Origin of the sequence: Pseudomonas sp. GX19020 (genome assembly GCF_023371075.1) — a bacterium.
Classification (GTDB): domain Bacteria; phylum Pseudomonadota; class Alphaproteobacteria; order Rhodobacterales; family Rhodobacteraceae; genus Pseudogemmobacter.
This window is the reverse complement of sequence record NZ_JAMCCR010000009.1, coordinates 108,508-133,557: the sequence shown is the minus strand read 5'-3', so window position 1 is coordinate 133,557 and position 25,050 is coordinate 108,508. Positions and strand designations below refer to the sequence as shown.

The 25,050-nt window shown below is 63.2% G+C and carries 23 protein-coding genes and 3 pseudogenes; 12 read left to right on the top strand and 14 right to left on the bottom strand.

The window, feature by feature from the left end; translation table 11 throughout:
• Nucleotides 1-7 precede the first annotated feature (7 nt).
• The 5 genes and pseudogenes from M3484_RS14925 to M3484_RS24025 form a co-directional block, all read left to right on the top strand.
• Nucleotides 8-2,377: a response regulator gene (locus M3484_RS14925; RefSeq protein WP_349306280.1), complete on the top strand. Its 2,370-nt coding sequence runs from the start codon at nucleotides 8-10 to the stop codon at nucleotides 2,375-2,377.
• 346 nt (nucleotides 2,378-2,723) lie between these two features.
• A complete protein-coding gene (locus M3484_RS14920) occupies nucleotides 2,724-3,149 on the top strand; it encodes a MerR family transcriptional regulator (RefSeq protein ID WP_249497472.1) in 426 nt (141 codons plus the stop codon).
• Nucleotides 3,150-3,199: 50 nt separating this feature from the next.
• Complete coding sequence (locus M3484_RS14915) at nucleotides 3,200-4,975, top strand: acyl-CoA dehydrogenase C-terminal domain-containing protein (protein WP_249497471.1); 1,776 nt, start codon at nucleotides 3,200-3,202, stop codon at nucleotides 4,973-4,975.
• A 29-nt stretch (nucleotides 4,976-5,004) separates the two neighbouring features.
• Nucleotides 5,005-5,217 (top strand): hypothetical protein, encoded by a 213-nt coding sequence (locus tag M3484_RS14910; RefSeq protein WP_092899437.1) that lies wholly within the window; start codon nucleotides 5,005-5,007, stop codon nucleotides 5,215-5,217.
• 285 nt (nucleotides 5,218-5,502) lie between these two features.
• Nucleotides 5,503-5,595 (top strand): annotated as a pseudogene (locus M3484_RS24025) (IS5/IS1182 family transposase); the annotation flags it as partial.
• Nucleotides 5,596-5,619: 24 nt separating this feature from the next.
• On the opposite strand, the gene M3484_RS14905 reads toward M3484_RS24025, so the two are convergent.
• Nucleotides 5,620-6,510 (bottom strand): LysR family transcriptional regulator, encoded by an 891-nt coding sequence (locus M3484_RS14905; RefSeq protein ID WP_249497470.1) that lies wholly within the window; start codon nucleotides 6,508-6,510, stop codon nucleotides 5,620-5,622.
• Between the two features lie 166 nt (nucleotides 6,511-6,676).
• On the opposite strand from M3484_RS14905, the gene M3484_RS14900 reads away from it, so the two are divergent.
• On the top strand, nucleotides 6,677-7,573 hold the full coding sequence (locus M3484_RS14900; RefSeq protein WP_249497469.1) for a DMT family transporter: 897 nt from the start codon (nucleotides 6,677-6,679) through the stop codon (nucleotides 7,571-7,573).
• A 494-nt stretch (nucleotides 7,574-8,067) separates the two neighbouring features.
• Nucleotides 8,068-8,277 (top strand): hypothetical protein, encoded by a 210-nt coding sequence (locus M3484_RS14895; RefSeq protein ID WP_249497468.1) that lies wholly within the window; start codon nucleotides 8,068-8,070, stop codon nucleotides 8,275-8,277.
• Nucleotides 8,278-8,690: 413 nt separating this feature from the next.
• Here M3484_RS14895 and M3484_RS14890 read toward each other — a convergent pair.
• A pseudogene (locus M3484_RS14890) lies at nucleotides 8,691-8,792 on the bottom strand (IS5/IS1182 family transposase); the annotation flags it as partial.
• 840 nt (nucleotides 8,793-9,632) lie between these two features.
• Here M3484_RS14890 and M3484_RS14885 point away from each other — a divergent pair.
• The 3 genes and pseudogenes from M3484_RS14885 to pnp all read left to right on the top strand — a co-directional run bounded on the left by M3484_RS14885 (nucleotide 9,633) and on the right by pnp (nucleotide 13,518).
• Nucleotides 9,633-10,070 (top strand): annotated as a pseudogene (locus tag M3484_RS14885) (formylglycine-generating enzyme family protein).
• A 112-nt stretch (nucleotides 10,071-10,182) separates the two neighbouring features.
• Complete coding sequence (locus M3484_RS14880) at nucleotides 10,183-11,199, top strand: hypothetical protein (protein ID WP_249497467.1); 1,017 nt, start codon at nucleotides 10,183-10,185, stop codon at nucleotides 11,197-11,199.
• Between the two features lie 180 nt (nucleotides 11,200-11,379).
• Nucleotides 11,380-13,518 (top strand): polyribonucleotide nucleotidyltransferase, encoded by a 2,139-nt coding sequence (pnp, locus tag M3484_RS14875; protein WP_092899447.1) that lies wholly within the window; start codon nucleotides 11,380-11,382, stop codon nucleotides 13,516-13,518.
• A gap of 62 nt (nucleotides 13,519-13,580) precedes the next feature.
• Here the strand turns inward: pnp and M3484_RS14870 are convergent, their stop codons facing one another.
• The 9 genes from M3484_RS14870 to rpsO all read right to left on the bottom strand — a co-directional run bounded on the left by M3484_RS14870 (nucleotide 13,581) and on the right by rpsO (nucleotide 20,244).
• Nucleotides 13,581-14,234, bottom strand: coding sequence for a hypothetical protein (locus M3484_RS14870; protein WP_092899449.1), 654 nt, complete (start codon nucleotides 14,232-14,234; stop codon nucleotides 13,581-13,583).
• A 112-nt stretch (nucleotides 14,235-14,346) separates the two neighbouring features.
• A complete protein-coding gene (gene mnhG / locus M3484_RS14865; RefSeq protein WP_092899451.1) occupies nucleotides 14,347-14,646 on the bottom strand; it encodes a monovalent cation/H(+) antiporter subunit G in 300 nt (99 codons plus the stop codon).
• Nucleotides 14,639-14,923: an MrpF/PhaF family protein gene (locus M3484_RS14860; protein ID WP_249497466.1), complete on the bottom strand. Its 285-nt coding sequence runs from the start codon at nucleotides 14,921-14,923 to the stop codon at nucleotides 14,639-14,641. The genes mnhG and M3484_RS14860 overlap by 8 nt, the downstream gene beginning before the upstream one ends.
• Before the next feature lie 8 nt (nucleotides 14,924-14,931).
• Entirely contained in the window at nucleotides 14,932-15,282 is a 351-nt protein-coding gene (locus M3484_RS14855; protein ID WP_249497465.1) for a Na+/H+ antiporter subunit E, read from the bottom strand.
• Nucleotides 15,279-16,778: a Na+/H+ antiporter subunit D gene (locus tag M3484_RS14850; protein WP_249497464.1), complete on the bottom strand. Its 1,500-nt coding sequence runs from the start codon at nucleotides 16,776-16,778 to the stop codon at nucleotides 15,279-15,281. The genes M3484_RS14855 and M3484_RS14850 overlap by 4 nt, the downstream gene beginning before the upstream one ends.
• Nucleotides 16,775-17,143: a Na+/H+ antiporter subunit C gene (locus M3484_RS14845; protein ID WP_249497463.1), complete on the bottom strand. Its 369-nt coding sequence runs from the start codon at nucleotides 17,141-17,143 to the stop codon at nucleotides 16,775-16,777. The genes M3484_RS14850 and M3484_RS14845 overlap by 4 nt, the downstream gene beginning before the upstream one ends.
• Nucleotides 17,143-17,556 (bottom strand): MnhB domain-containing protein, encoded by a 414-nt coding sequence (locus M3484_RS14840; protein WP_092899461.1) that lies wholly within the window; start codon nucleotides 17,554-17,556, stop codon nucleotides 17,143-17,145. Before M3484_RS14840 ends, M3484_RS14845 begins: the two co-directional genes overlap by 1 nt.
• Nucleotides 17,553-19,772, bottom strand: a complete 2,220-nt coding sequence (gene mbhE, locus M3484_RS14835) for a hydrogen gas-evolving membrane-bound hydrogenase subunit E (RefSeq protein WP_249497462.1) — start codon at nucleotides 19,770-19,772, stop codon at nucleotides 17,553-17,555. The genes M3484_RS14840 and mbhE overlap by 4 nt, the downstream gene beginning before the upstream one ends.
• A 202-nt stretch (nucleotides 19,773-19,974) precedes the next feature.
• Nucleotides 19,975-20,244 carry a 30S ribosomal protein S15 gene (gene rpsO, locus M3484_RS14830; protein WP_092899465.1) on the bottom strand — a complete coding sequence of 90 codons (270 nt, stop codon included), beginning with the start codon at nucleotides 20,242-20,244 and terminating at the stop codon, nucleotides 19,975-19,977.
• A 378-nt stretch (nucleotides 20,245-20,622) separates the two neighbouring features.
• On the opposite strand from rpsO, the gene M3484_RS14825 reads away from it, so the two are divergent.
• Nucleotides 20,623-21,879: a calcium-binding protein gene (locus tag M3484_RS14825; RefSeq protein ID WP_249497461.1), complete on the top strand. Its 1,257-nt coding sequence runs from the start codon at nucleotides 20,623-20,625 to the stop codon at nucleotides 21,877-21,879.
• 113 nt (nucleotides 21,880-21,992) lie between these two features.
• Here the strand turns inward: M3484_RS14825 and truB are convergent, their stop codons facing one another.
• Genes truB through rbfA form a run of 3 tightly spaced genes read right to left on the bottom strand, consistent with a single transcriptional unit; the run spans nucleotide 21,993 to nucleotide 24,073 of the window.
• Nucleotides 21,993-22,895: a tRNA pseudouridine(55) synthase TruB gene (gene truB / locus M3484_RS14820; RefSeq protein ID WP_092899469.1), complete on the bottom strand. Its 903-nt coding sequence runs from the start codon at nucleotides 22,893-22,895 to the stop codon at nucleotides 21,993-21,995.
• Nucleotides 22,896-22,898: 3 nt separating this feature from the next.
• Complete coding sequence (locus tag M3484_RS14815) at nucleotides 22,899-23,645, bottom strand: phosphodiester glycosidase family protein (protein ID WP_249497460.1); 747 nt, start codon at nucleotides 23,643-23,645, stop codon at nucleotides 22,899-22,901.
• Nucleotides 23,642-24,073, bottom strand: coding sequence for a 30S ribosome-binding factor RbfA (rbfA, locus tag M3484_RS14810; protein WP_249497459.1), 432 nt, complete (start codon nucleotides 24,071-24,073; stop codon nucleotides 23,642-23,644). The genes M3484_RS14815 and rbfA overlap by 4 nt, the downstream gene beginning before the upstream one ends.
• 99 nt (nucleotides 24,074-24,172) lie before the next feature.
• On the opposite strand from rbfA, the gene dapB reads away from it, so the two are divergent.
• Nucleotides 24,173-24,982 carry a 4-hydroxy-tetrahydrodipicolinate reductase gene (dapB, locus tag M3484_RS14805; RefSeq protein ID WP_092899473.1) on the top strand — a complete coding sequence of 270 codons (810 nt, stop codon included), beginning with the start codon at nucleotides 24,173-24,175 and terminating at the stop codon, nucleotides 24,980-24,982.
• Nucleotides 24,983-25,050: the final 68 nt, after the last annotated feature.

Genomic DNA, 25,050 nt, shown 5'->3' with positions numbered 1-25,050 from the left:
CTGGATCATGACGGCGATGGATCTGTCAGAACGACTGACCATGGAAAGGCGAGCGAGGCTGGCAGCAGAACGTCTGCTGGCCTGGCGTATCTGCGAACTCGTCCCCGCCGAAGAGCGGCTGGCGCGCCAGAACCGCAGCATCGTCCGGGCCCAGCGCCTGGCCTCACCCAATGTGGCAAAACCCGAACGAGCAGCCCTTGCCGCTGCCGCCGGCGCATCCTCTGCGATGCCTGTCACTCAGGCCGGGCCCTCCGATCCCCTCTCAACCGTGGCACCACCATCCAGAGCCCCCCTATGCCCAGCCGTCGCTCCGCCTGGAACGCCGGTCACTCTGGTCACGGCCGCAAATGCGGACCCGTTGCTGCCCCCCCTGACCCGGAAGTGCCGGACCTGCCCCCGGCCAGGCCCCTCCCCCGCCCGGTTGCGATTCACGCCATTGGCCGGCCCTGGATGTGCTGCCGGATGGGTTCGTACTTTTCGAAGCGAGGACAGAATCGTGACCTGCAACCAGAGCCACCGCGATATTTACAAGACCTCGGCCCCGATGATGACCCCAGGCCTGTCTTTCAAGGAAATCCTGCGCTGCGGCCTCGCTCCGGGCGAGCATCCCGAGGCGCGCAGGCGCGAAGAAGAACTAGTCAATGCCGGGATATCGGAACACCGCGGCGCTGCGGCCGAAGGGCAGCATCAGCTGAAAGACGGCCACTGGCTGCGCACCATCGATAAGGAGACCCCGGATGGTGGCCGTGTCGGCCTTCGTGTCAACATCACGCAATTGCGCGAAAAGGCGGTGGCGCTCGAATCCGCGCGCCTCGCCGACGAGGCCACGAGCCGGGCGAAATCAGCCTTCCTCGCCAATATGAGCGATGAGAGCCGCGCAGCGATAAATGGCATCGGCGGCATGGCGGAACTGTCATACGACACCGCGCTGTCGGATGAGCCGCGCCTCTTTTCCGGGACCATCCGGCCCTCGGGCGAGGCGCTGCAGATGATCATCAACGAAATCCTCGACTATTCCAAAATCGAAGCCGGGCAGCTGACGCTGCGCCCCGAGCCTTTCGATTTCGAACGTCTCATCAACGAGGTGGTGATGCTCCTGCAGCCGCGCGCGCGGGAAAAGGGCATCGATCTGATGATCGATTACGATGTTGTCCTGCCCACCCGTTTCACCGGGGATCCGGAGCGGCTCCGGCAGGTGCTCACCAAACTGATTGGCAATGCGGTCAGATGCACCACCAAAGGCCATGTGCTCACCCGCGTCATCGGCATAAAGGCCGAAGGCGGGCGCCACCAGCTGCATGTCACGGTCGAAGATACCGGGATCGGCATTCCGGACGGGTTGCTCGACCATGTTTTCGCCGACTTCTGTCAGGTCGATAATGAACGGAACCGCAAATTCGAACGCGTCGGGCCTGGCCCCGCGATCACCCGGCGCCTGATCGAGCGGGCGGAGGGCGCGGTCTGGATCGACAGCGATTATGGCAAGGGTACAGTCTTCGGCTTCCGGCTTACCCTGCCGCTGGCGGAAGATCGCGGGGCCGCGCGGCTGCCTGTCCTGACCGGAAAAGCGCTGGTGGTCGATGACCGGTTCATCACCCGCGCCATCCTCGAACGCAAGCTCTCGGCCTTTGGGGCAGAGGTGTGGCTCTGCCGTTCGGGTCAGGACGCGCTGGACCTTGTCGCTGGCGGGAAGGTCCCGGATGTCGTGCTTGCCGATCACGAAATGCCAGACATGGACGGAGCGGTCCTTGCCAAAAAGCTGCGAGAGGCCGGTTATGACAAGCCGCTGGTCCTCCTCTCGTCCAGTCCGCTTGCCGCGCGGGAGGCGGGTGGCGAGGCCGTCGATGCAATCTTGCAAAAGCCGGTTCTGCGGGCTGAGCTTTATCGGCTTCTGAACCGTCTGACGCTGCCGGTTGCGCCGGAATCCGCCTTGCCCGAGGCCCCACTCCCTGCCGCGCAGCGCATGCGGGCCATGCGCATCCTTGCCGCCGAAGACAACAGGACCAATCAGCTGGTCATGCAGAAAATGCTGCGCCCGCTTGATGTCGAGCTGCGCTTTGCCGGAAATGGCCATGAGGCGCTGGCGGAATGGGAAAGCTACAGGCCCGATCTGATCTTCATGGATATCTCGATGCCAGGGATGGACGGGCACGAAGCGACACGGGCGATCCGCGAAAGCGAGGCCGCGCGCGGGCTGAGGCCGGTTCCGATCATCGCGCTGACCGCGCCTGCGATGGAGGGCGATGAAGAGGGAATTCTCCCCTCGGGCATGGACAGCTATCTGACGAAACCGCTGCGCAGATCCGAGATCAGCGCTGCCGTTCTGGCCTTTGGCCCCGAAGCGTGCCGCCCGCCCGAGAGCGGCGGACAGGGCTGAGCCTGGTTCCGGGAATGCGCGTTCCCCGATGGCTGCCCAAAACCGAGAAGGACCACATATGGCCCGCTCCGCCTTGCCATCTGCGCCGGGTCACAGGCCTTTCAGCCTGGCTTTGCCCATGTCGGCCAATCGCAAAACCGTCTCGACCTCCGCTGTGGCTTTGCCGTCCTGCTCTGCCTCTCTGCCTCTCTGCAGCGCAGCAGCGGCAGCACTCTGCCGATACCGCAGGCGTGACGCGACGTTATCTTGACGTTTACGTAAGCCCAATTGCATCACCGAAGATCAAAGCACATGTCTTAACCAGCCACCGGTCCGCGCCCGGGGGTACTATTCAGGAAAGAGGACAATGCCCAACGACGAGCAGATGACGATCCGCGAGATGTGCGACAGCTTTGATGTCACCCCGAGGACGCTGCGCTTTTACGAGGCGAAAGAGCTGCTTGCGCCGATCCGCATCGGGTCGCAACGGCTCTACACCAGGCGCGAGCGGGCACGGTTGACCATCATCCTGCGGGGCAAACGTTTTGGCTTTTCGCTGGAAGACATCCGTCAGGTCCTGAACCTCTATGCCCGCGATGGCTCGAACCTCGCGCAGATGGAACGCACCTGGGATCTGGCCCAGGACAGGCTGCGCGCGATGGAGCAGCAGCGCGATGAACTGACGGTTGCGATAGGCGATCTGAAGGCAGAGCTGGAGACCGGTGCCGGCCTGATCGCCGCCGCCCGGAGCCAGAATGCCCGCAGCCAGAATGCCGCCCCGCCAGGCAAATGACCACTGCCGGGCCAGGAGGTCCGGCGGCACAGAACCGAAGGGAGAGAGCGATGACCGGCTATACCGCCCCGGTGAAGGATATGCAGTTCATTTTGCATGATGTTTTCGGGATCTCCGGGTTTGACATTCCCGGCTACGCGGATCTCGACCGTGCCTTCACCGGCGCCGTGCTGGAAGAGGCCGGCAAGGTTGCCTCGGCCGTGCTCGCCCCTCTGAATGCAAGTGGTGACCGCCAGGGATGTGTGCTGGAAAATGACGTAGTGCACACGCCCGATGGGTTCAAAGCCGCGTTTGAAACGATGAAGCAGGGCGGCTGGACCGCGCTGGACTGCGATCCGGAATATGGCGGCCAGGGTCTGCCCTATCTGATCAATTGCGCCGTGGGCGAGATCTTCGTCTCGGCCAATATGGCCTTCAATATGTATCAGGGCCTGACGCATGGCGCGGTTTCGGCGATCCATACGCATGGCACCGAGGCGCAAAAGGCGCAATATCTCCCGAAGATGATCGCCTGCGACTGGACCGGCACCATGAACCTGACCGAGCCGCATTGCGGCACCGATCTGGGTCTTCTGCGCACCAGGGCCGAACCGCAGGAGGATGGCTCTTATCTGATCACAGGCCAGAAGATCTTCATTTCGGCGGGCGACCATGATCTGGCCGAGAACATCATCCACCTGGTGCTGGCCCGCGCGCCAGGTGGCGGCGAGGGCACAAAAGGCATCTCGCTTTTTATCGTGCCGAAGTTTCTGGTGAACGATGATGGCTCTGTCGGGGCCAGAAACGGCATCTCGACCGGCAAGATCGAAGAGAAGATGGGCATTCACGGCAACGCGACCTGTGTGCTGAATTATGATGGCGCGAAGGGCTGGCTGCTGGGCGATCTCCACAAGGGGATGCGGGCCATGTTCACCATGATGAACGAGGCGCGGCTGGGGGTCGGTCTTCAGGGCTATGCCGTGGCCGCGTCAGCGTATCAGAACGCGGTCGCCTATGCGAAAGACCGTCTCCAGGGCCGTGCCGTGACCGGGGCGGAGAACCCGCAAGGCGCCGCCGACCCTCTGATCGTGCATCCCGATATCCGCCGCATGCTGATGGATCAGAAGAGCTTTATCGAAGGCGCAAGGGCGCTGACCTTCTGGGGCGCCTCGCTGATCGACCGCGCGCATCGCAATGCCGATGCCGAAGCCGACGGGCTGATCGGTTTGCTGACGCCGGTCATAAAGGGGTTCCAGACCGATAAGGGTTTTGAATCGACGGTCGGGGCGCAGCAGGTTTTCGGCGGCCACGGCTATATCGAAGAACAGGGCATGAGCCAGTTCGTCCGCGATGCCAGGATCGCGATGATCTATGAGGGCGCGAATGGCGTACAGGCGCTGGACCTCGTCGGGCGTAAACTCGCGGCGGATGGCGGCAGGCATGTGATGGCGTTTTTCGACCTGGTGAAGGCCGAATGCCGCGCCCATGACAGTGATGAGCGGATGAAGCCCTTCGCTGACGCGCTGACAACCGCCTCGAAACAGCTTCAGGCTGCGGCCATGTATTTCATGCAGAACGGCGCGAAAAACCCGAATGCGGCGCTGGCGGGATCCTCCGACTTCCTGCATCTGGCCGGCCATGTCTGCCTTGGCCTGATGTGGACGAAAATGGCCGGTGCCGCCTTTGCGGCCCTTGATGCCGGCGCGGCGGACCAGGACTATCTTGACGCGAAGATCGCCACCGGCCGCTATTATATGGCCCGCCAGCTGCCCGCCTGTGCAACGCATCTGGCCCGGATAGAGAGCGGTGCGGATCCGGTCATGGCTTTGGCCGCAGAGGCGTTCTAGACTGACGCAAGCCCGCTCTGGAGAGACTGATGCCGAAACGTTTCCGACTGACCCGCCGATTTCCCGTCGCCATGACCGAAGACGGCTATCGCCGGCTGAAGCGCTTCGCCTTTGATGCCGGCCTCGATGAAGGAGAAGCCCTGTCCTTCCTCTTCGAAAATTTCGACTCGGTCATCGACAGTGAAAAACTCACCCATCGGCTGCGGCTGTTCAATTCCGAGCTCGACGCGCGCAAACGGTAACCGCCGGCGGGCGTCAGCCAATGAACGCCGCCTGAGGGGTGGGTATGTGGATCGAGAGGAAAAGTCTCATCAACGTCTGCCCGCCCCGAACCCTTAGCAAGTCTCTGAACAATTCCGGCCCCGACGCCCCTCCATCGTGCCTGAACGGCAGATCCGGGCGAATGGCCATCCCGAACGCCGCGCTGCCACCGATATGCTTCACTGCCACTCGCCCGGAACTCCCGGCCCTCCGCCATCGACGGCAGACCTGACGAGCAGCCCGGATAGGCCAGGCCACGGAGTCGCCGGAAGAGGATCGAAGTAAAGATGCGGTGCGGCCATGCCTTCGGTGAACGCATCTTATCGCGCGATCCGGACCGCCAGGCAGTCGAAGCCCAGACCTGCAGCGCGCTTACCTGCAGTTCAGGCGGCGAGCGTCAGACCGCCATTGCGACTGATTTCGGTGGTCACTTCGGTGATCAGGCTGTCCAGCGCCGGATTTCTGGCCTTCCGAGCACGCCGGATGACATAGGCAAGCGCCGGCGGTTTGGGCAATCGGTCCGCGAGCACCTCCATCTCAGCGCGCAGATACCGGTCGCTCAGCAGCGCCACCCCGAGGCCGGCATTGACCGCTGCGGTAATCCCCGCCGCGCTTGAACATTCGAAGACGGTTTCCAGCATCGCACCGCCATCCTGGCCGATATCCAGCGCCCATTGACGATAGAAACACTCATCATCAAAAGACAGAAACGGTACCGGTCCATCTGGCGCAAGTGCAAGTTCGCGGGATTTCACCCAGTGCAGCGCCTCGCGGAACAGCACGACATCGGCGGGCCGGATTTCATGGGCAAAGACCTGAATGATGGCGGCATCGAGCTCGCCACGATCCAGCATGGCGCGCAAGATGAGGCTCATGCGGACCCGGGTGCGCACCGACACCTGCGGGTGCAGGCGATGAAAGCGCCCAAGGATCCGCGCAAGATCCGAGCAGGTGGTGTCTTCGGTCAGGCCCAGCAGGATCCGGCCGCTGAGATCGTTTTTCGTCAGGCTCAGCAGCGCTTCGTCATGCAGGCTGAGGATCCGGTCGGCATAGGACAGCAGTTCTTCCCCCTGCTTTGTGAAAAGCGTCATGCCGGGCCTGCGGCAGAGGATTTCGCAATCCAGGCTGGTCTCCAGCCGCTTTATCTTGTGGCTGACTGCAGATTGCGTCAGCCCGAGCGCCTCGGCCGCGCGCGTGACGCCACCGTGCTGACGGATGGCCCTGACAGCGCGCAAAGCGTCGATATCGAGGCGTCGCGATAGAAGTTCGGTCATGATAATGCCCCACATGTGACCCCGTATTCATGACCAGGTGGCAATATTCAGGCAAGTATTCATTACATTTACGATGGTCCTGTCATTTGAATATCGAAATTTGTCATGTGCCCCGACGCCTGAAACCCCGTAGCCAGTGGCAATCCTGTCCAAACCGGAACACAGAATGTCCAACCTCGCCACTGCTCTGCCGGCCCGCGCCCGGCCCTGGTTTCTCTGGCCTGCCATGGCGCTCATGCTGGTGGTCGGATGGAGCTCCGGCTTCGTCGGCATCCGATACGCGAATGATGAGGCGGGTATTGCCCTCCTGCTGTTCTGGCGGACGCTGATTTCGGGCCTGATCCTTTTGCCCTTTGCGATTTTGTTCGGGCCTCGCCTGTCGCTGAAGGCAGTTCTGGCGCAGATGGGCTTTGGGGTGATGGCGGTTTTTATTTACCTTGGGGGGTTTGCGCTGGCCATCGGCGAACGTGTCCCGACGGGCCTGGTCGCGCTGATCTCTGATCTGCTTCCGCTTGCCATTGCCGCCATGTCGCAACCTTTGCTGGGTGAACGCCTTACCCCACGCCAATGGCTGGGAACCGGGATCGCCCTGGCCGGGGTCTTGCTTGTGACCTTTGACAGCCTGAGTCTGGGAACTGCCCCCCTCTGGGCCTATGGGCTGACAGTGGTGTCGATGCTGGTCTTTGCCCTTGCCTCTATTCTGCACCGCAAACAGCCCCTGCTGCGCATCCCTGTGTATCAGAGCCTGTGCATTCACACCCTTACCAGTTCTGTCCTGTTTGCAGCCTGCGCCTGGATGAGCGAAGGAAGTCTGGCCCCGCCCCTGACGCAGAAATTCGCAATCGGCATGGCCTGGCTGGTGCTGATCGCGACCTTCGCGACCTACTCGGTCTATTACACAGCGCTCAGGATGTTTCCTGCGGCGAAAGTCAGCGCCGCCATTTATCTGAGCCCCCCCGTCACGATGGTATGGGCATGGGCGCTGTTCTCCGAACCTCTGACCATGGCAATGTTTGCGGGTCTTGCGGTCACGATGCTGGGGGTCTGGCTGACCTCGCGCTAGAACCGGCGCTTCGCACCTGAAAGACCGCCTCGCTTCGCGTGACTGAAAGCGCCGGACGAACAGCAGGGCGAGGCTGGCCCAGCCAATCGCGAGCCGCTGGCGGCCTTTCCCGGGGCATATGCGGCCCATTGATCCCGGGCCTCCTTTCTCAGCCTGACCATGAGCTTTCGCATATTCCCTCCCCACCCGGATCATCGCCTCGCGGGACAGGTTTCGGACCGAGGAAAACACCTGAAGGCGACCTGCACTGAGGCTTCAGCGCCGTGACACGCGGGGGAAATCCGGCCAGCCGCGAGGCCGATGCGGGCGGCTCTGGGATGACCAGGAGCCGCCTTTGCTTTGACCGGGGCAACTGAAGTCGCCCGACAGAGCGGGCAGGAGCGCAATTCGGCGGGCCTCAGCCTGGTTCTGCCCGTGAATCCGGCTGGATTTCGCGCGTGATATTACGTGATGGAGCCTGCATGCGGCCCTGACGTTTTAGAGGTGTCGCCGCAATGAAGCGCGACAAACCTGTCGTAAATGGAGGACTAGCAATGGCAGACCCCAGAGACCCGACCCGCGAGCAGCCGCGCGATCCGAAGCAACCTCAGGTGAAGGATCCGCACCGCAAATCTGACAGTGATCCCGGACGCCAGCAGGAACAGCAGATGCCCGGCCAGAAACAGCCTGGTAACGATCAGCCGCGTCAGCCCCAGCGGCGCTGACCCGTCGGCGGCGGGGAAAACCCCGCCGCCTTCGCTATGAGAGGTGTCGGGGTTACTGGGGGGAAGCGGATCGTGAAGTCAGAAAAGACCAGTTCAGTGCCGTTCGGGCCCTCCGTGCCATGGCCGCATGTCCAGCCAGAAGAGGCGGAGGAGAGAACGTCGTTCAACCCATCGCGGCATGACCGTGGGCCGGCGGATCATCAGGCCGATTGCCAGAGACCGAAGGAGCAGGCCTGTTGAAAAAGAGCGCGATCATGAGCCCGGCCGGAGCGGGCTGGGCCGAAAACAGCGCTCTTGGGTCATGTTGCAAAATGGCGGGACCATAGCCTGACAAAGGCGGCGTCGGCAAAGGCGCGGATACTGCCTGCGATATTGTCGCAGCCGTTGGCCAGTCAGCAGCTTTTCGGTTTGTTGAAGAGGGTCATCTCGACAGCCTTGCGCATCTCTCGGTTCTTGCGCATCGGGATCATCGGCGCCGCGCCGCGGCTTTCTATATCCTCGTGACGTCTATCCGAGCGACAGCCCCGGTGCCACAGGCATAACAGCCTTCGGGGGCGGCCAGAACGGCTCTCATCGGGACGTCAGCGCCGTTGGACCCTGATCCTGGAAGTGGTCCCGCAAACGAACCAGTGATCGTTTTGCCACCGGACCTCTCGAACAGCAGAGAGCCTTTTATCAGCAGTCCCCCTGTTGCTTCCGCTGAATAATGATGATGGGCGCGCATCACAGTGCTGTCGATGATCTGAAGGCCCGCTCACCGTTGGCTATCAGATCGCGCGCCAGAATTGCCTCCCAAGCAGAGATGACCCTGAAACACATGGCATCGAAAACGGTAATCCATTTTATTAACATGGTCTGCGGACCGTGCTGCTCCGCTATCCCCCGATGCCCGCATGAGGAACGGATTGGCACCAAAAATCGATTCCGGAACAAGCTGCGGCCTGATGCCACCGGAGTTTTCGGTGCATGACAAGGCAACCTTATGACGCGCAGAAACATTCCTCCGGTCCGCTTTGACGATGCCGTGGCGCCCTGGCGCCATAGATCGGTATTCGAGTGCCTTTACAGTTCCCGGTTCCGGACGAATTCTGCGCGGGATCGACGGCTTCCACACAGGTCATTGCCAGGCTCCGGTCTGCGAACCGGCGCGGGCAAGGATGATGATGACCCTGATGCCGCATGAGGCGCAGATCATCGACATCGCGAACTGACCTGCGCTCCGGTCGCCCCTCGTTCATAACGGGAGCCCCTGCGGTGACAGTGGTCGATATCGCCGCGGCAAAGCGGCAAAGCCGGCAAGCGCTCTTGCCGCTTGTCAGAGGCGAGCGGTCTCCGGATCCGGTGGTCCCGTCCTTCTGCAAGGGGCACATGACGCCAGGGCTTTTGCAGCGTTTACCGGCCACAGCCTGCCCTCCGAGGCGCAATCGGACTATGTCGCGCGCGGCGGGCTTACGCGGTTGAAATTCCCTTGGGGGAAGGATCTGACCCCGGCTGGGTGGCATGGGCATAATATCTGACAAGCCCGCTTTCCCGATCGGAACAGCGCAGAGGACGGCGCTGCAGCCACCGCTCCGGTCAGGGCCTTTGCGCCGAACGGCTATGGGCGGCCCGATATGACCGGCACTGTCTGGGAATGGACGGCGGGTGGCAGCAAGGTGAGGCGCGGCGGATCGCATCTGTGTCATGACAGCTATTGCGCCCGCCATTTCGTACAGTCGCGCAGCCATAATACGTCGGAAAGCCCGACCGGTCCTACTGGCCTTCGGCTGAACTGGGCTGAACCCGGCCCCTGACAGCGGCTGTCCCCCTGAAATCTCACCAACCCATTCCGCCTTCACGGAATTTCTGCTATCTCTGCGCGGGATATGGCCGCAGGCCCCCTGTCAGTTGCCGGAGGCCGATACCATGACCCATGCTGCGACAAGGCTGTTCTGTTTCGCAAACCAGGATGCTGGCTGGATGCCGGTCAATCACCTGATCAGCCTGATGGCGCGGCTCCTTGAGGCCGAGACTTACGACCTTGGCCCCTGCAGGCTGTCGCTGCCGCGGCGGCTTGGCGCGACGCTGTTTCCTCCGTCGCGCGGCGGCACGGGCGGTGATATCTTTGTGCTGCGCTCACCTTCCGAACTGATGCGGGCGCTGGCCCATCCGCTCTGGCGCGAGAAACGGGCGTTCCGCGCGCTCTGGGTGATCGACAGTTTCTGGACCAGGACCTGGCCGCGCCCCGCCAGGCGCCTGCTGTCGCATTTCGACCTGGTGGCCTATACCCGCGAGGGTGACGCCCCGGATTACGAGGCGCTGGCGCCGGGCCGCGCGATGTATCTGGGCTGGGGGGCCGACGTGCTGGATCTGGGCAGCGATGCGGCAGAGCGCCCGATTGACCTCTTGCGGATCGGCCGCCAGCCCGAAGCCTGGGATGATGACGCGCGCACCGCCGCCGCCTGCGCGGCGCGGGGGTTGCAGTTCCAGGGCCGTCCCCCCTTCCCCGCCAGCCCGGAAACACAGCAGACCGAACTGATGCGCGACTGGTATGCGCGGTCGAAATTCATCATCGCGCATTCGAACATCGCGGCGCCCGCCCCCTATACCCACCCGACACGCGCCTATGTCACCGCGCGCTGGACCGATGCGCTGGCCTGTGGTGCCAGCGTTGCCGGGCGCCAGCCCGAGGGTGATCTGCACCTGGTCAGCTGGCCCGGCGCGGTGCTGGAAACCGGCGGGATTGATCTTGAGCGCAACCTTGATCTGATTGCCGAAGCCGTCCGGGCCTGGACTCCGGAGGTTGCGCGCCGCAACCATCACGAGGCACTGGCGCGCCTTGACTGGCGGATCCGGATCGCGGCCCTCGCCACCAGACTCGGGCTGAGCACACCCGCCCTTACCGCCGATATGCAAAGGCTGCAGGCGGCGATCAAAGGCTGATGCAGAAGGGGGCCGACCGGATCGGGCTTCCCAAACAGGCCATTTTCCTGTATGGCCCGCGCCATCTGAGACGTGACGCCCCTGGCCCCGGGCACATGCATGAGGATTGGGGCGGCGACAATGGGGTCGCCATATATCGGGAGACCGGCAGGGGCCGGAGCGCTCCCAAGAGGAAAATGCATGTTCAAAATTTCGAAAAAATCTATCCAGTGGGGCGATGAGACGCTGACCCTGGAAACCGGCAAGGTTGCGCGCCAGGCCGATGGTTCGGTCATCGCGACGCTGGGCGAAACCCAGGTCATGGCCAATGTGACCTTCGCCAAGACGGCCAAGGAAGGCCAGGATTTCTTCCCGCTGACCGTTCATTATCAGGAAAAATACTATGCCGCCGGCAAAGTGCCCGGCGGCTTTTTCAAGCGTGAGGCACGCCCGTCGGAAAAAGAGACGCTGACCTCGCGTCTGATCGACCGCCCCTGCCGCCCGCTCTTCGTCGAAGGCTTCAAGAACGAAGTCCTCGTTATGGCAACCGTGCTGTCGTGTGACCTCGTGAATGACCCCGATGTGGTCGCGATGATCGCCGTTTCGGCCGCGCTGACCATCTCGGGCGTGCCGTTCATGGGCCCGATCGGGGCAGCCCGCGTTGGCTTTACCAATGGCCAATATGTTCTGAACCCGGCCATGGACGACATGACCCAGCTGAAGAACAACCCGGACCAGCGTCTGGATCTCGTCATCGCCGGCACCAAAGACGCCGTTATGATGGTGGAATCCGAGGCTTACGAGCTGACCGAAGAAGAAATGCTTGGCGCGGTCAAGTTCGGCCATGCCGCGATGCAGCCGGTGATCGACCTGATCATCGACCTCGCCGAAGAAGCCGCCAATGAGCCCTTCGACTTCCAGGCTCCGGATTATTCCGAGCTTTACACCCGTGTTGCCGCCGCTGGCGAAACCCAGATGCGCGCTGCTTTCGCGATCCGCGACAAGCAGGAGCGCACCAATGCGATCTCGGCTGCGGTGAAAGCGATCAAGGCTTCGCTGTCGGAAGAAGATCTTGCCGACAAGAATCTCGGCTCGGCGATCAAAAAGCTGGAATCGGGCATTCTGCGCGGTGACATCATCAATGGTGGCGCCCGGATCGACGGCCGCGACAACAAAACCGTCCGCCCGATCTTCTGCGAAAACGGCATCCTGCCGCGCGCGCATGGCTCGGCACTGTTCACCCGCGGTGAAACCCAGGGCCTCGTGGTCACCACGCTCGGAACCGGTGAAGACGAGCAGATCATCGACGCGCTGAACGGCAATTACCGTTCGAACTTCCTGCTGCATTACAACTTCCCGCCCTATTCGGTTGGCGAAGTTGGCCGCGTGGGTTCGCCCGGCCGTCGTGAGATCGGTCACGGCAAACTCGCATGGCGCGCGCTGCAGGCGGTTCTGCCGGCTGCGACCGATTTCCCCTACACGATCCGCGTCGTGTCCGAGATCACCGAATCGAACGGCTCTTCGTCGATGGCTTCGGTCTGCGGCGGTTCGCTGTCGATGATGGATGCGGGCGTGCCGCTGAAATCGCCGGTCGCGGGTGTGGCCATGGGTCTGATCCTGGAAGATGATGGCCGCTGGGCCGTTCTGACCGACATCCTCGGCGACGAGGATCACCTCGGCGACATGGATTTCAAGGTTGCAGGCACCGCCAACGGCATCACCACGATGCAGATGGACATCAAGGTCGCAGGCATCACGCCCGAGATCATGGAGCAGGCTCTGGCCCAGGCCAAAGACGGCCGTCTCCATATCCTCGGCGAGATGAATGCCGCACTGTCCGCGCCGCAGGGCTTCTCGGCTTACGCTCCGAAGATCGAAACCATGTCGATCCCGACCGATAAGATCCGCGAAGTGATCGGCTCGGGCGGCAAGGTGATCCGCGAGATCGTCGAAGTGTCGGGCGCCAAGGTCGACATCAATGATGATGGCATGATCAAGATCGCCTCGAACGACGCCAATGCCATCAAGAAGGCCTATGACATGATCTGGTCGATCGTGGCAGAGCCGGAAGATGGCAAGATCTACACCGGCAAGGTCGTCAAACTGGTCGATTTCGGCGCCTTTGTGAACTTCTTCGGCAAGCGGGACGGTCTGGTCCACGTGTCGCAGATCGCGAACAAGCGTCTGAACCACCCGAATGAGATCCTGAAAGAAGGTCAGGAAGTTAAGGTGAAACTCCTTGGCTTTGATGATCGCGGCAAGGTCCGCCTCGGCATGAAGATGGTTGACCAGGAAACCGGTCTGGAAATCACCGAGAAGAAAGAAGAAGCCGAGGGCTGAACCCTGCTTCAGAATCAAGAAAGGCCCCGGAGCGATCCGGGGCCTTTTCTCTTTCGCTCAGGTCATTTCTGTTCGACTTTGGGGATGCCACCCTCGAACTGCATCAGCATCCCGAGGCTCTTGTTGAAGCCCCAGCGGCGATATTTCAGCTCGCCATTGACGAAGTAAAGCTCGGCCACGGGATATTGTTTTCGCACGCCGCTGCCGGTGTCCCAGATCTCGACCACAGCGCCCTTCTTGCGCGCGGGGCCCAGCTGCAGCTGAAAGAAATCCCGGTCGGCGGTTTCGGCCACAGCGGCCAGCACAGCCAGAACTTCATAATAATCGGTGAGACGTTCGGCTTTGAAATGGCAGACGCCCTCCAGCCCGACAATGCCAAGCGCTGCCGCCCCCGCTGCCACACCAAGTGCCGACGAGGTCAGCACGGTGCTCCCTGCCCCAAGCGCGGCCTCGGCCCCGCCAAGGGCTTTGGCGGCATTGGCGCCGGCCACAACGGCCCCCACGGCGGAAAAGCCGGTGCTGCTGTCGACCAGGGTCAGGAAATCCGGCGCAGTGGGGTCAAAACGTCCTACGACGGCTGCATCTGCCGCCGCTGCCGCGAGTTTCGGGGCGCGCAGCGCGATCATCTCGCTGAGGCGATAATTGCAGACATCGGCCGCTGCGGCACCGGCGCCGAGGGCCAGGACCAGAAAGGCACTGGAAAGGATACGGGACATTCTGTCTCTCGCGGATGACGGATGGGGCTGCTCTCGGGCCAAGCATAAGCCATACCGCGCCAAAGCGCAAAAGCGGGCGCTGCCGTCCCGGATCACAATCCGTCCAGCGAGATCAGCGCCGCCCGCGCGGCAGCCCCCCGCTGCGCCAGGCGCTGGCGCGGCCGATCAGATGTGCGGCGATGGGGGCGGTGACAAAAAGAAACAGGATCGCCACCAGCGCCTTTACCGCCGCCCCGGTGGTGCCAAAACCAATCGCCGCCGCCAGTAGCGCGAGGCTTCCGGCAAATGCCCCGACCTTCGACGCCGCATGCATACGCGTCAGCACATCGGGAAAGCGCAGGACGCCAAGCGCCGCAATCACCGCAAACACCCCTGCCGCAAGCGCCAGAACCCCTGTGATCACCTCAGTCATCGGTCCCCTCCCGCCGCGCCAGCCGCTCGGCATAGCGTGCCAGTGCGACCACCGGCACGAAACTCACCAGCGCCACCGCCACCGCGATGTCGAGATAGGCCCCGATCCCGGCCTTCAGCGCAAACAGCGCGCAAAAGCCGATCACCGCCGCCGACATCATATCAAGCGCCACCACCCGGTCGCCGAGTGTCGGCCCTTTCCACAGCCGCAGCAGCCCCAGAAACACCGCCAGCGCCATAAGCGCCATGGCCCCGGTCAGACACAGGTCCAGAAACACTGCTGACCTCATCTGAACACCCCCCTGACGCGGCGCGCCATACCATCCTGCAATTCCTGAACCAGGGCCTCAGGATCGCTGCCATGCAGGCAATGGATCATGAGGCAACTGCGATCTCCGGCCACATCCAGTGTCAGCGTGCCCGGTGTCAGGGTGATCAGGCCCGATAAAAGAAAGATCTCGGCATCCGTGATGTCGTGGCGCAGCGGCAAGCGGATGATCGCCGGAGACAGCGTCAGGCGCGGCCGGATGCAGTCGAGCGCGACCTGGAGACAGGATTTCACCAGCTCTTTCAGGAACCAGGGCACGAGGCTGACACCGGCGACGATGCGGGGAAAAATATGGGCGGCAAGGCTCATGGGCGCACTCCCAGCACGGCCTGGATATAGGCGTCGGGCTCGAGGAGTTGCTGCGCGGCGGTGGTGGCAAAGGTCACGAAGGGCTGTGGCATCACCCCGATCAGCACCGTCATCGCCGCCAGCACCGCCATCGGCGTCAGCATCAGCACCCGCGCGCGCGGGGAAAGCTGCGCCAGCCTGGGCTCACAGCCGCCCGGATGCGGCTTCCAGAAGGCACCGGCGCAGATCTTGGTCATCGAGTAGATGGTCAGAAGACCCACCATCAGCGCGATCCCTGCAACCAGCAGGGCCCCTTCCTCCAGCGCGGCCCGCACCAGCAGATATTTCGCCCAGAACCCCGAAAGCGGCGGAAAGCCCGCAAGCGAAAAGGCCGGGATCAGGAACAGGACCGCGAGGACGGGCGCCGAGCGGTAAAGCCCGCCGATCTGCGCCAGATCAGATGCTCCGGTCAGGCGGCGCGAGACCCCGGCCACAAGAAAGAGGTTCGCCTTCACGATAATATGGTGCAGCAGGTAAAATACCGCCCCCACCAGCGCGAGCGGCGTCATCAGCGCAAGGCCCAGCACCATATAGCCAATCTGGCTGACGATGTGGAACGACAGGATCTTGCGGAAATCGCTCTGCGCCGCCGCACCAAGCACGCCTGTCACCATGGTCAGGCAGGCGCACCACAGAAGGATCTCATGCGTCCAGCCCTGATCTCCGGTGAAAATCAGCGTGAACACCCGGATCAGCGCATAGACGCCAACCTTGGTCAGAAGCCCGGCGAAAAGGGCGGATACCGCATAATGTGGCGTGTGATACGAGGCTGGCAGCCAGAAAAACAACGGGAAGACTGCCGCTTTCATCCCGAAGGCCAGCATGAACAGCATGGCGATCACCGTCATCAGCCCCTGATCGGGGTGCGCCGCCACCCTGCCATGCAGATCGGCCATGTTCAGCGTGCCGGTCGCGCCATAGGTCAGCCCGGCGGCGCAGAGAAACAGCGCCGTCGCAATCAGGTTCAGCGTGACATATTTCACCGCACCATCCGTCGCGCTGCGGCTGCCTCCGAGTGCCAGCAGGCCAAAGGACGAGATCAGCAGCACCTCGAACCAGACATAGAGGTTGAAAAGATCGCCGGTCAGAAACGCGCCGGTCACGCCGCCCAGCAATGTCTGGAACAAGGTGAACCAGCCGAGCCGCGCCGAGGTCGGGCCGATTTCCGCCATGGCCCAGAGGGCGGTAGCCAGCCCGATGATCGCCGTGATCAGCACCATCGCGGCCGAGAGATGATCGGCCACCAGCGTGATCCCGAAAGGCGCGGGCCAGGCGCTCACCTGACCGGCGATCACGCCATGGTCGATCACCGTGACCAGAAGCCGGACCGCGAGCCCCAGCGAGACCAGCGCCGTCAGGACAGAAATCCAGCCGGAGCCTTTTCGATTGCGCAGGAACAGGCAGGCGGCGGCCCCGATGAACGGGGTCAGGATCGGGGCGGCGAGGATCCAGTTCATGCTTCCCCCCGCGGCTCTTCCGGCTCAGCCAGACGCATCCGGTCAACCTCAAGATGGCCAAAGCTGCGATACGCGCGGATCGTCAGCGCCAATGCAAAAGCGAAGAGACCGAAGCCAATCACGATGGCGGTCAGCAACAGCGCCTGTGGCAGCGCATTGGCCATCTCGCCGACAGGCCGCGCGCCGCCGGGTTCCAGCAGGGGCGGTCGGCCTTCGGTCAGGCGACCGGCGGCGAAAATCGCCAGATTGACCGCATTCGAAAGCAGCATCAGCCCGAACAAAAAGCGCAGCAGATTGCCTGAAAGCATCAGCCAGAGCCCGGCAGTAACCAGCGCTCCGGCCAGTATCGCGAGAATGGTTTCCATCAGCCGCCCTCTTTTCCACTGTCTTCCAGCGCGAAGATCAGCGCGAGGACGCCGCCGATCACGGCCAGGAATACGCCGATGTCAAAAAGCAGCACCGTGGACAGGGGCAGGACCGGAAGATCGAGCCAGATCCCCTGGAAAGGTGCTCCCCCGCTCAACGCGGCCGCAAGCCCCGCGATCAGGGCGCAAACCAGCCCGATGCCGCCCAGATTGCGCGGATCGATCCACAGCATCCGGCGCGCGGCCTCCGGCCCGTCGGCGAAGATCACAATCGCAAAGCCAAGCGCCGCGATCAGCCCGGCGATAAAGCCGCCCCCCGGCGCATTATGACCGCGCAGCAGGATATAAAGCGCAAACCCCAGGAAAAGCGGCAGCAAAAGCCGCGCCCCGGTGGCGAGGATCGGGGATCTCATCCGCGCGCCCTCCCGATGCGGCGTCTCAGAAGCGCCCAGGCGCCGATGCCGGCCAGAAGAACCACGGTGAGCTCGCCAAAAGTGTCAAAGGCCCGGAAATCCACGAGGATCACATTCACGATGTTCAGACCATGCGCGAGGCTGTAGCTGTTTTCCTCGAAGTAATCTGCAAGCTGCCGGTCCGGCGGATGCGCAGTGATCGCCAGCAGGATCAGCGTGACCGACAGGCCCACAAGGCCCGCGATCCCCCAATGCAGCGCGCGGCTGCGGGGGCTGCGGCGCTCGGTGATCCCGGGCAGGCGCAACAATGCGATGCCGAACAAGACGGCAGAGAGGCTCTCGACCATCAGCTGCGTCACCGCCACATCCGGCGCGCCGAAGATCAGAAAGATCAGCGCGACCCCGATCCCGACCGTGCCGATCCCGGCGATATTGGCGATACGCGAATGCGGCGTCAGTGCAAGCGCCGCCCCGCCAAGCATGAAACCCGCGATCACCCAAAGCGGCAGCGGCGCGGTGAAGTCCACCGCCAGAGCCGGGCGCTTTGCGGCCAGCGTGACCCCAAGCACGAGGCCAAGCGTCAGAAAGCTCAGCGTGAGGTAGCGGCTCAGCCTGCCGGACTGGATCAGTCGGGTCAGGCAGGCTGCGAAACTGGCAAAGCCCACAAGCAACCGATCCCAGCAGCGGTCAGCAAAGGAAAGCCCGGTCCCGCGCGCCAGAAAACGCGGCGCGGCCAGGAACAGCACCCCCCCCAGCCCGAACGTCGCAAGGCTGAGCGCCAGCGGCAGATTGACCCCGGCCCAGAGATGCAGTTCCGCCGCCGGGGCCGCGCCAGATCCCATGACCGCCGCATCCAGCAGCGGCTGCAAGAGGCCCGGCATCAGCCCGAAGACGAGACCTGCCCCCCCAAGCACGACCGGCCCGGCCAGCATCTGCCAGCCTGCCTCATGCGGCACTCGCGGCAACGGCCCGGGCGCAGCCCCCCAGAAAGGGCGCAGCGCCACCACGCCCGCCACCGCAAAGATCAGCGCGTTCGAGGCCAGCAGCGGCAGAACGAGCCAGGGCGTGACCCCGGCATAAAGCAGCTCTTTCCCGATCCAGCCAAGGAAGGGCGGCAGGCCCGCCATCGAAACCGCAGCCAGAAGCGCCGAAACCGCGGTCAGCGGCATTGCCCGCCGCAAGCCGCGCAAGGCAGTCACATCGCGGCTGCCAGTGCCGTGATCCACCGCGCCCACCACCATGAACAGCGCCGCCTTGTATAGCGCATGCACGATAAGGAAGGTCAGCGCCGCCGTCAGGGCCACGCCCGTGCCCTGCGCCAGAAACAGCACCAGCACGCCCAGTGCCATCAGCGTCGTCCAGGCCAGCGCCAGTTTCAGATCACGCTGACGAATCGCCATGACCGAAGCAAAAAGCGCCGTCGCCCCGCCGGCCAGGGTCAGCGTGATTTCCCATGCGCCAGTGCCCGAAAGCACCGGATGCAGCCGCGCCAGCAAATAGACCCCCGCCTTCACCATGGTCGCGGAATGGAGATAGGCCGAAACCGGGGTCGGTGCCGCCATCGCATTGGGCAGCCAGAAATGGAACGGGATCTGCGCCGATTTGGTAAAGGCCCCCATGAGCACCAGCGTCAGGATCGCGCCGTAAAGCGGGCTCTGCTGCAATCCCCCGCCTTGCAGGATCTCCGCAAGATCATAGCTGCCGCCCGCAAAGCCGATCAGGATGAAGCCGGCCAGCAGCGCCAGCCCGCCACTTGCCGTGACCAGCATCGCCTGGAGCGCATTGCGGCGCGCCTTCGGATCGTCATGGTTGAAGCCGATCAGCAGGTAAGAGGTGAGCGAGGTCAGCTCCCAGAACACAAAAAGCGTGATCAGGTCGCGCGCCAGCACCAGCCCCAGCATCGAAAGCATGAAGAGAAACAGGAAAAGCACAAAGCGCCCGAATTGCGGGTGATCGCCCATATAGCCGGTGGCATAGACAAAGATCAGCCCGCCGATCCCCGTGATCAGCGCGGCAAAGATCAGCGCCAGAGGATCCAGCATGAAAGACAGACCGATCCCGAGCGAGGGCACCCAGGCCATATCGAACAGGACCGCGCCGGTGGCGATGACCGCTCCTGCCCGGGCAATGAGCGCCGCAAACAGCGCGAAAGCGACAGCTGCGGCCAGATAGCCCGCCGCGCGCGACAGGGAGAAACCGCTTTCGTCTTGCGCCATGGCCTCCCCTTTCGGCTGCGTCCTTCCGGTTGCTCAGTCGATACAGGCAGACAATCGAAGACAGAAATAGAAATCTGCGGCCACCCTTATAGTTCAGGACTATAAGAAAGGGGCGATATCAAAGCAAAATGCCCGCACCTTCCGGCGCGGGCATTTTTCTGATACAGGGTCGACCCGGCGAAACCGGGCGCTGCGACCAACCTCAGCGACGCAGGCCGAGACGTGCGATCAGCGAGCCGTAACGGGCTTCGTCTTTGGCTTTCAGATAGTCCAGCAGCTTGCGGCGCTGCGCGACCAGCATAAGCAGACCACGACGCGAGTGGTTGTCTTTCTTATGCGATTTGAAGTGCTCGGTCAGGGTCGCGATGCGCGAGGACAGGATAGCAACCTGTACTTCGGGCGAACCGGTATCACCGGCTTTGGTCGCGTATTCCTTGATCAGGCGGGCTTTTTCTTCGACGGTGATCGACATCGGATGCTCCTTTCGGTGTTGCGAGAGACGGCACAAGCCGGGATGTCGTCCAGCAGGGCCCTTAGACCCCGGCAGGGATAACCACTGCAGGGGATGCGCGCCTATACGGGGATTCGGCGCAAAAGGAAAGCCCCTGGCGCTGTCATCGGCAAGGTGTATCGGATCTGGTCTGATCCTGGCCCGCGCCGGACGAACCCTTCCGGTCAGAGCGAATCCGGAAACGGATCGCATCGGATTTTTCACAACTTAACCAAAACATCTCCTATGAGAATACACCTCTGCGTGGTATGAATTGATCAGGAAGTTTTCATATGTATCAGATGGTTAACGTGAGAAATGGTTAATGCCCCCATGGGGTCAGCCATGTGAGGTGAGACAATGCTCGGCCTTTTGGGATTATTGGGGGCGGTGTTCGCCGGGGCTTTGATCGAGGGCATTTCTGCCCGCAGCACCGACGAAGAGGATGTGTCCGACAACCAGGACAGCCAGGGCGACCCTCAGACCGGTCACGGCAATCTTCTCGATGATGCGGATGACGCCACCCAGAGCGACCCTTTCCACGGCCTGAATCCTTTCCGCACGGGCGGCACCCATGGCGGCGGCTGGACAGGAGGTATCCCTGCACCGGATGGCGGCAGCGCAACGGACGCCCCCACGGGTGTCGGTTCCGATGAAACCGGCACCGGCTTTGAAGATGGCCATATACCAGAGTATGACCGCCCTGTCGCTGATCCCCCGATCGCGGGCCCCTTGCCGGATAATGCTGGCGACACCGACGAAGACACGGGCCCGGGCACTCCGGACGGTTCCGGCACCGGGTCAGGCCCGGTCTCGCCACCGCCTGTGCCGGTCACCGGCACCTCCGGAGACGACCTGCTGGACGGCAGCGACAGTGATGACCTGATATTGGGCAATGATGGCAATGATCAGATCAATGCCCGCGATGGCGATGACACGGTCTATGGCGGCAATGGCAATGACATCGTCAATGCCGGGGCCGGCAATGATCTTGTCCTTGGCGGCGCCGGAAACGACCAGCTGCATGGTGATGCGGGCGATGATACGCTGGACGGCGGCGATGGCGATGACCAGCTGATGGGGCATGAAGGCGACGACCTGCTTCAGGGCGGCGCCGGTAATGACATGCTGCTGGGGGGCGAGGGCGCTGACAGCCTTTATGGCGAGGAGGGGGATGACTGGCTCTGGGGCGGTGAAGGCGACGATCAGATGGTCGGCGGTGCGGGCTCGGATACGCTGGATGGCGGCGCCGGTAATGATACGCTCTGGGGCGCCTTCCCTGAGGGTGACGATGGCGAAGTCGACTTCCTCAATGGTGGTGACGGCGATGATGTGATCCATCTTGGCGTGGGTGATTATGGCCATGGGGGCGCGGGCTCTGACAGCTTCGTCCTGACGCAATGGCTGGGTGAAGGCGGCTTCGCGACCATCACCGATTACGACCCGCAAGATGATGAGATCGTGCTGGTCTATGACCCGACCGCCCATGTCTCACCCGCAGTCTCGGTGACGCAAAGCGCGACCGGTGGTTCATCCCTGATCAGCATCGATGGCTTTGTCGTGGCCGAGGTGAATGGCCAGATCGACCCGTCCGAAATCAGGCTGCTCGCTGCCTGATCCGGCGCGGCGCTGCAGGAACCAGGGAGGCCAGAGGCAAAAAGTCAAAGGGCGGCCAGATCGGCCGCCCTCCTCAGTGTCGCAGCCGTGCCGCGAAAATCAGGGCCAGCACGTCAAAGATTGAACACGCGCGACGGGTGCAGTTCGCCGCCCATATAGCGGCCAAGCGCCAGCGCCTTGCCGTCAAAGCTCGCCCAGGCCTCATCGCCATAGTCGATATGGCCAAGCACCTGCCCCGGATTGCCGTTCTTCAGCCGCACCGCCCCTTCCGCCGTCGCCTTCAGCTCTGGCAGATCCGCCAGCGCGAGCTCGAGCGGCGCCAGCAGGGCATCGATCCCGTCCTGCCGCGCCAGCTCTTCGATCTGCGCCATCGTGACCCCTTCAGCCGCTTCGAACGGGCCCGACCATTCCCGCCTGAGCCAGGCCACATGACCCAGACAGCCAAGCGCCCGGCCAAGATCGCGTGCAATGGCGCGCACATAGCCGCCCTTGCCACAGACCATTTCCAGATCGGCGTGATCGGCATCGGGCCGCCCCAGCAGCACAAGACTGTCGACCCATAGTGGCCGCGCCGCGAGATCCATCTCGATCCCTTCGCGGGCAAGATCATAGGCCCGCTCGCCATCGACCTTGACCGCAGAAACCTGTGGCGGCACCTGAAGGATCTCGCCACGAAACGCGGCCAGCGCCGCCTCGATCTCATCATCCGCAGGCCGCAGGGGCGAGGTCGCGATCACCGCGCCACTTGCGTCATCGGTCGAGGTCGCAGCCCCGAACACCACCCGGAACCGGTAGCATTTCAGCGCATCTGCCACCACCGGCACGCATTTGGTGGCCTCGCCCAGAGCAACCGCCAGCACCCCCGTCGCATCCGGATCCAGCGTGCCCGCATGGCCCGCCTTTTGCGCCTGAAAGGCCCATTTCACCTTGTTCACCACATCGGTCGAGCCAATGCCCGCAGGCTTGTCGACAATCACCCAGCCGGAAACCGGGCGACCTTTGCGCGTTTTCGCCATTGATTAGTCCTGTGCCTGACCCGAATCGACGACGGTGCCGACAATCGGCCCCATCGCGAAACCGCCGTCATGGCGCCCCAGCTCGGGCGCGTAAAGCCGCGAAATATTGCCGTCGAAATAAAGCGCATCCGTCAGCCCGAGATGGTCGCGGAAAAACCGCGCGAACTGGTGGAAATTGACCGCGCGGTCGCTCATCACGAACACCGCCTTCGTCCCCGCCGCATCGACGCCGACACCATTGCGGATATAGGTCGAATCGCTGTTTTCCAGAAAGCGCGGATGCAGTTCACCCTTGATCACCAGCATCGGCCCGGACTGCGTCGCATAGCGGCAATTGCCCCGCAGAGGCTCGAACTGACGGCTGTCGCTGATGTTGAAACTGCCATCCGCCCAGCAAAACACCCCATTTGGCAGCAGGCCGAAATTCCCCGGCCCCTCGGCGGTGACGATGGCGTGTTTCTCTTCGCCGCCCTCGATATAAAGCCCGACGGGCGAGCGGTCGCGGTGATACATACCGGCATTCATCGCGAAACCAAGCGTCTTGCCCTCGGCCGCCAAAGCCTGGTCCACCGCGCGGAACGAGCCGAGATTACCCCTGGGGCCATCGAGAAACAGCCGCAGATCATCCGCCGCCGTCACTTCGCAAAGGCTGAAGGGCACGCCCTCGAACATATCCTGCCGGCAGGCCGAGGCCGATGCGGCACCCGCACCCGATATCAGCACCACCAGGGCTGCGAGGAGGCGGATCACGCCTCGTCCTCCCCGGCCCCTTCCTCATCTTTGCTCTCGATATCGCGCTGCACCCTCGGATCCGCGAAGAGCCGCCGCGTCTCGTCAAGCCGGTCATAGGTCTCGTCCGGGCGGAACCGCAGATCCGGCGCGTATTTCAGCGTCAGCCCGGCCGCGACCCGGTGGCGCAGCTCGCCCCGGTGCTTTGCCAGCAGCTTCACTGCCTCATCAACCGGCGCCGTGCCCAGCAGGGGCATGACATAAACCGTCGCCACCTTGAGATCGGTAGAAAGCGCGACTTCACCGACCGTGATCGGCATAGCATTCAGGTCCGGGTCGTGGATCTCGCCCCGGTTCAGAACATCGGAAAGGGTACGTCGGATCAGTTCGCCAACCCGCAGCTGACGCTGGGACGGCCCCTGACCGGAGGATGTGCGTTTTGTGGCCATGACCCGCATTTAAGCGCTTTCGGCCCGCCCCGCAACGGGCAGGGTTTCAACCAGGCGCTCTCGGCGTTAAACCACGGCAGGAAAGCGCTGGAGGAAGTCATGAGCGATCTGCCGGGTATTGTCGTCACAGGTGTGTCGGGCCGCATGGGGCAGATGCTGGTGAAGACCATTCAGGCCAGCGGCAAGGCGCGTCTTGTCGCCGGGGTGGAACGCGAAGGCAGCCCCTGGATCGGCCGCGATCTTGGCGAATGCATGGGCGGCCAGCCGAATGGCATCATTGTGACCGATGACCCGGTCGGAGCCTTCGCCAAAGCCCAGGGGGTGATTGATTTCACCTCGCCCGCGGCCACGGTGGAATTTGCCGGCCTCGCCGCCCAGGCCCGCGCGGTGCATGTGATCGGCACCACCGGCCTCAGCGATGCGGATATCGCGAAACTCGGCGCGGCAGCGCGCCATGCGGTGATCATCCGCGCCGGCAATATGAGCCTTGGCGTCAATCTTCTGACCGGACTTGCGCGCAAGGTCGCGGCGGCGCTGGATGAAGACTGGGATATCGAAGTGGTCGAAGCGCATCACCGCCACAAGGTCGACGCGCCGTCTGGCACGGCGCTGATGCTGGGCGAAGCCGCCGCAGAAGGGCGTGGCAAAAGCCTGGCCGAGCTGCGCACTCCCGCCCGCGAAGGCATTACCGGCGCGCGCAGCCGTGGCACGATCGGTTTTTCGGCGATCCGGGGCGGCGATGTCGTGGGCGAACATGATGTGATCTTTGCCGCCGACGGCGAACGCATCGTGCTGCGCCACCTTGCCACGGACCGCTCGATCTTCGCCCGGGGCGCCTTGCGCGCCGTCCTCTGGGGTCAGGGCAAAAAGCCCGGCCATTATGACATGGCGGATGTCCTCGGCCTCTGACGCAGGCGCAGCCATCTCGATCCGGAGGGACGGCCTGTTCCAGGCCTGAATATAGACGCGCGGTTCGC

Excerpts from the sequence above, each read along its gene's own strand:
- M3484_RS14900 (WP_249497469.1), top strand. The coding sequence starts at position 6,677 with ATGTCCAACCTCGCCACTGCTCTGCCGGCCCGCGCCCGGCCCTGGTTT.
- mbhE (WP_249497462.1), bottom strand. The coding sequence starts at position 19,772 with ATGGCGCAAGACGAAAGCGGTTTCTCCCTGTCGCGCGCGGCGGGCTAT.
- M3484_RS14845 (WP_249497463.1), bottom strand. The coding sequence starts at position 17,143 with ATGGAAACCATTCTCGCGATACTGGCCGGAGCGCTGGTTACTGCCGGG.
- M3484_RS14905 (WP_249497470.1), bottom strand. The coding sequence starts at position 6,510 with ATGACCGAACTTCTATCGCGACGCCTCGATATCGACGCTTTGCGCGCT.
- dapB (WP_092899473.1), top strand. The coding sequence starts at position 24,173 with ATGAGCGATCTGCCGGGTATTGTCGTCACAGGTGTGTCGGGCCGCATG.
- M3484_RS14825 (WP_249497461.1), top strand. The coding sequence starts at position 20,623 with ATGCTCGGCCTTTTGGGATTATTGGGGGCGGTGTTCGCCGGGGCTTTG.
- M3484_RS14850 (WP_249497464.1), bottom strand. The coding sequence starts at position 16,778 with ATGAACTGGATCCTCGCCGCCCCGATCCTGACCCCGTTCATCGGGGCC.
- mnhG (WP_092899451.1), bottom strand. The coding sequence starts at position 14,646 with ATGACTGAGGTGATCACAGGGGTTCTGGCGCTTGCGGCAGGGGTGTTT.
- M3484_RS14915 (WP_249497471.1), top strand. The coding sequence starts at position 3,200 with ATGACCGGCTATACCGCCCCGGTGAAGGATATGCAGTTCATTTTGCAT.
- M3484_RS14910 (WP_092899437.1), top strand. The coding sequence starts at position 5,005 with ATGCCGAAACGTTTCCGACTGACCCGCCGATTTCCCGTCGCCATGACC.
- M3484_RS14855 (WP_249497465.1), bottom strand. The coding sequence starts at position 15,282 with ATGAGCCTTGCCGCCCATATTTTTCCCCGCATCGTCGCCGGTGTCAGC.
- rpsO (WP_092899465.1), bottom strand. The coding sequence starts at position 20,244 with ATGTCGATCACCGTCGAAGAAAAAGCCCGCCTGATCAAGGAATACGCG.
- M3484_RS14870 (WP_092899449.1), bottom strand. The coding sequence starts at position 14,234 with ATGTCCCGTATCCTTTCCAGTGCCTTTCTGGTCCTGGCCCTCGGCGCC.
- rbfA (WP_249497459.1), bottom strand. The coding sequence starts at position 24,073 with ATGGCCACAAAACGCACATCCTCCGGTCAGGGGCCGTCCCAGCGTCAG.
- M3484_RS14920 (WP_249497472.1), top strand. The coding sequence starts at position 2,724 with ATGCCCAACGACGAGCAGATGACGATCCGCGAGATGTGCGACAGCTTT.
- M3484_RS14880 (WP_249497467.1), top strand. The coding sequence starts at position 10,183 with ATGACCCATGCTGCGACAAGGCTGTTCTGTTTCGCAAACCAGGATGCT.
- M3484_RS14925 (WP_349306280.1), top strand. The coding sequence starts at position 8 with ATGACGGCGATGGATCTGTCAGAACGACTGACCATGGAAAGGCGAGCG.
- pnp (WP_092899447.1), top strand. The coding sequence starts at position 11,380 with ATGTTCAAAATTTCGAAAAAATCTATCCAGTGGGGCGATGAGACGCTG.
- M3484_RS14840 (WP_092899461.1), bottom strand. The coding sequence starts at position 17,556 with ATGAGATCCCCGATCCTCGCCACCGGGGCGCGGCTTTTGCTGCCGCTT.
- truB (WP_092899469.1), bottom strand. The coding sequence starts at position 22,895 with ATGGCGAAAACGCGCAAAGGTCGCCCGGTTTCCGGCTGGGTGATTGTC.
- M3484_RS14895 (WP_249497468.1), top strand. The coding sequence starts at position 8,068 with ATGAAGCGCGACAAACCTGTCGTAAATGGAGGACTAGCAATGGCAGAC.